5 protein-coding genes are annotated in these 4637 nt (G+C 48.2%); all 5 read left to right on the forward strand.

Annotated elements, in window-relative coordinates; all coding sequences use genetic code 11:
• Positions 1-70 precede the first annotated feature (70 nt).
• Positions 71-586, forward strand: a complete 516-nt coding sequence (locus tag BLL38_RS29505; RefSeq protein ID WP_169922484.1) for a hypothetical protein — start codon at positions 71-73, stop codon at positions 584-586.
• 209 nt (positions 587-795) lie between these two features.
• Entirely contained in the window at positions 796-1929 is a 1134-nt protein-coding gene (locus BLL38_RS29510; protein WP_076965348.1) for a ParA family protein, read from the forward strand.
• 135 nt (positions 1930-2064) lie between these two features.
• Entirely contained in the window at positions 2065-3093 is a 1029-nt protein-coding gene (locus BLL38_RS29515) for a ParB/RepB/Spo0J family partition protein (protein WP_076965343.1), read from the forward strand.
• Between the two features lie 393 nt (positions 3094-3486).
• Positions 3487-3792 (forward strand): hypothetical protein, encoded by a 306-nt coding sequence (locus BLL38_RS29525; RefSeq protein ID WP_076965345.1) that lies wholly within the window; start codon positions 3487-3489, stop codon positions 3790-3792.
• A 746-nt stretch (positions 3793-4538) separates the two neighbouring features.
• Positions 4539-4637, forward strand: a 99-nt coding sequence (locus BLL38_RS29535; RefSeq protein ID WP_130898222.1) for a helix-turn-helix domain-containing protein, incomplete at its 3' end; no start/stop codon positions are given.

Genomic DNA, 4637 nt, shown 5'->3' on the forward strand with positions numbered 1-4637 from the left:
GTAGGAACGGCGTTGTGGCTGCATGGAAAGACCCGCTTAAAAGGCTAGAAATGGTGTCCACTTAAATTAGGTGGACACCATCGCCTTTGGCGTCGGGGTCAGGAAGGTGTGTTGGCCGGACGCATACGGTGTAGCTGCCTATCTGATAAGCATGGCTGCTATTGCACCGGAGCCGGCAAGTCTATCCGTAGGCGTTACAACGATCATCGACGTTCAGCAGCACTACACCATTATTGACAAGATTGGTACGTCATACACGGGTGGCCCCGTACTCAATCTTTCGGAGTGGGAGATCAATATGGAGGGTATTACTGACATCCAGTTAGCCTTTAACGCAAAGGGAGTGCTAGACGTAGCTACGGTAAAAGCAGACAAGCTACATCTGGAAGAGGTTGTGGAAGGCTTGCGAAGCAAGCTTGAGATGACTGGCGATCAATCGAGCCTAGGATCTGAGGACATTTTTTTCAGGTACGGGACGACTGAGGTGATTGTTGAATCGCATCCTCTTGATTCTCAGTTCACAGTCAACTACATCAGCGCAGACTTCAAACGCGCCCGTACCCTGGCTCAACAACAGTACGCTTAGCCAGAACAGTAGTCTCCCCTCCCCTTTTCACCTGAACAGTAATTCGGGCTAAGCAATCAAAAACCGAAATAAAGCCGAACTTGATGCTCAAAAAAACGTGCATAGGTTCGGTTTCAGTAGCCTAAAAAAGCCCTGTACCGTGTTTTCTCCTTGAAAAAGCAGCTTTAAGGATTATGATTGACCTGTATTCAACACATGCAGGGAATTTCATGCAGCAGTCAAGCGAGCAGTTTGAAGAGGAATCGGTCTATTACACCGATTTTTCCACCCTCCTCTACCCACCTAAATTCGCGGCCGATTGCTTCGGATTAACGACTCGTCGCCTGCAAGATATTGAAGATGAAAACGGTCTTGAAATCCGTAGGATTCCACGCGGAACAGTCCCTACTCGCGCTTACACGTTGAGTGACATCTTTGACATTGCAGCGATACGCAGAGCAAAAGGTCAAGCCAAAGGTTTATCACGACAAGTGGTGATTTCGACCTTTGTTCCTAAGGGTGGTACAGGCAAAACCACAGTGACGGTTAACCTGGCCATCTCCCTTCAGATGCAAGGGCTCCGAGTTCTAATCATCGACAACGATCCCCAGGGCGATTCCTCAAGTGAGTTGGGATATGACCCAGATTTGTCAAGAACTGACCTTGAAACTATGGGTATACCGCCAGACCGATATGTTGATGGCAACCTCGGTAACCTGCTGAGCCCCGAACTCAGAGGTAGGCAATTTGAACCGTTGAATTTTGCGCAGGTTGTGAAGAAACCATTCGGTGAAAACGGTCCTCATCTTATCCCTGCTGATGCATATCTTGAGGATCTAGTTGTCGCGTTGGACGCCGAGAATAATATGGATTTCTGGTACGCCGATTGGTTGGAGCGCGCGCGAAACGGTGAGATCGAGGGCATTGATACGTCGAACTATGACGTCATCCTTTTTGACAATGCCCCTACTGCTTCTCGCCTGACTAAAAACTCTATTGTCGCAAGTGACTTCGTTATTTGCCCTGTCCGGATGGATAAGTTCTCTTTCCGCGCATTGATGCGATTGAATGAATGGATGGTTCGTTTCGCGAAGGCTTACCGCCGTTCTCCGGTTGTTTTGGCGATTCCGACGATGTTCATTCGTAACCGCAAACGTATTCTGAACAACCTAGTTGTTCTGAACGATCTGTTTCCAGGACGGGTTGCTGAGGAAAAGCTCTACTATTCAGAAGACTACGGCAAGGCGTTAGATCAAGGTGTCCCGCTGATTGTCTGGAAGGGTGCAACCAACAAATCCATTGATTCTATGCGATCTGTATTCAGCGAGATCCTTCAAAAGGTTCGAGAATTTGCATCCCAGTAAATGGTGCTCCGAGCACCACTGTACATTTCAGGAGACTGGTGCTCCGAGCACCACTTGAGATAACTGGGGTACTGGTGCTCCGAGCACCACCCGAAAGGAAATTGGACAAGACCAAGGTTGATTGAAGGAGAAGAAATGGCTAAGTCAGAGGATTTCCCTGGTAATCCAAAAAAAGCTCCAAGCTGGATGTCAGGAGTAAAACGAGCGCCAGCAGAATTGCCAGAACCCAACTTGAACGTTTCGGTAAGAGAAATGCTTGCTCAGAAACAGTCAGAATCCGGAGGCAATCCGCCGGTTGGACACGAAACTGCAGTAGTGTCTGCAAATGCTCAGGCAATCACAGAAACCAGTAACCTGGTTATAGGAAGTGGGGTGATCGCTGAAATTCGCACAGAGCTAATACGTGTATCTCCATTTCAGCCTCGACTCACGTTCAGTGAAACTGCAATTGAGGAACTCGCCAACTCCATTGCATCAGTTGGCTTGGTCAAGCCTATTACTGTCAGGCCATTAGGAGATGGATCTTTTGAGCTAATTGGAGGTGAGCGTAGATGGAGGGCTCACAAACTACTAGGCCGGGATACTATTACCTCACATGTGCGCGAGTTGGATGACTCTATGGCACAAATCCTGGCACTGACGGACAACGAAGGCCAGGAAACACTCACTGAATACGAGCGAGGAAAATCTTATTCTTCGATATTGGAATCAAAAGGTGAGCGTTCGATTCGAAGTTTGGGAAGGAGAGTAGGGGTAAATCACTCGGTGATTAGTAGATGCCTGCTGCTTATGGAGCTTCCGAAAGCGGTACGTCTGATTCTGGACGAGATACCGTCGCTGATCGGCGGAAAATGGGCTAAAGATTTTGTTCAGTTCAGCAGTACAGCTCCAGAATTACTTCTTAAAGCTGTAACTGCAATGAGAGATCAAAAGTGGAGTCAGGAGCACGCACTGAGGTGGCTGGCTAAGGAAATTGCAGCCCTGAACCAGAAAAATCCGACTAACAAGTTCACCGATACCGAGATCAGCGGGATAGGTCGAGTTCGTGTTGAAGGGAAAAAAGTTGAGGTTCGCTGCGAAAAATCCGTTGATGCTAAACGCTTAGCCGAACAGTTTGAGACCTTTCTAAAGGGAATTGACCGTTCTCTGATCTCTAGTGAATGATTCTCAAAACCATTGTAACTGCATATTTCAGACGATAATTCAGTCTGAAAACATGAACACGAAGGCAAAGTGCCATGACAGAATATGGTTTTTAGACTTCGAGATAGGGATATATGGCAACCGCAGTCGCGCAACCAAAACACAGAGTGGTGCAACCGCAAACTCGATTCACCACCTTCGAACAGCTACCCAAGATCGAGCCTGAGCATTTGCTCGGCCTGAGCCGTATCGAGTTGTTTTCAGTGATAGCAGAACACTGGCTGAAGTGCTCTGCTCCTGCTCGGATACACATGCTGAGCAGTGAAGATCGGTTCATACGCAACGAGGCGAGGGCCCAAAACAAAGCACTAAGCGTCACGCAAATTTGCGTAGACCAAACGCCAGGGATTATTTATGACCAATTCAACCAAACACCACGTCTCTCTGGCGTATGAGCATGAAGGGGAGGCACGGCAAGCTTACGCCGAACTGCACCAGGCGAAGATTTGTGTGACCTTCGCCGGTCTTCCGAGCATAAGATTCCAGGTCTCGCTGAACGACCCCCTGCAGGTGATCTTGGAACTGCCCACAGACCATGGGGGCAAGAAACCCACGGTGTCTTGTGATATCTCATCTATCCCAGAGCTCAAAGTGGCGATGGCAGAGGCATACAGGCAAGGTTGGCTTAGCCCTAAGGTGGCTATGAATGCCTGCCAGTAAACGACCTCGACTTCAGATTTGAGTAACCAGATCTGTATGTCGATATGCTGCCCTGGATGGAATACGCGTGTAGCATTAGCCGGAAGCCTGGCGCATAGGCCTAAGGTTTAACCAAGTTGCTTTATGGATAACCTTTAGCTGCGGGGGTAGAGATTCCGGTAATCACCTATGCTTTAGATAGCCAGGCCGCTATGGAACCATTGGATGGATCAAGGCGCCGGTGGTCTGAGCAATTGAAAAAAAGCATCAAATTAATGAAACTTGTCAAGTCTTAAACGGTCTGTGCAGTCCTAATGTTTGCTGTAGGCATGGCCCTAGCTTATGCTGTGCTATGAGACAACTTTTATAGGTGTTGCCGTTCTGCAAGTCATTTACGAGCTGGAAATGACGTACTTTTGACGCTGTTTTTAGTGGTGAATCAGGACTGTATATTTATACACCGATTAGCATTCAGCCTTTGCCTTGACAGAAAATACTGAGATTCAGCCATGATCACAAAGATTCCGCCTCATGTAGTCAGAAGCTTTCCCTATTGGGAGACTCCACCGGAGCCGGGCCAGGATTTACACGAACTGAAGTGGGGTGTCATGGAAGTCCTTTCAGATAAAACGCTTAGATTCGTTGATACACAGCCAGATCAAGAGGCTCTTGAGGAACTGATAAGCCAACTGCAAGAGAAGATTTAATAGTGAGGCGGCGGCAAAAACTGAGTGCAACACCTGACCTTTCCGGTACGGTGCTGCCCTATGTCTTATTCCGAACTCAGCGTTGAAGAGCGTGCCACCATTCAAGTTAGTCATGCCCAAGGCCTCAGCTTGCGCAGGATTGCCTGCTTGATCAACCGA

Source organism: Pseudomonas gessardii (genome assembly GCF_001983165.1).
GTDB lineage: Bacteria > Pseudomonadota > Gammaproteobacteria > Pseudomonadales > Pseudomonadaceae > Aquipseudomonas > Aquipseudomonas gessardii.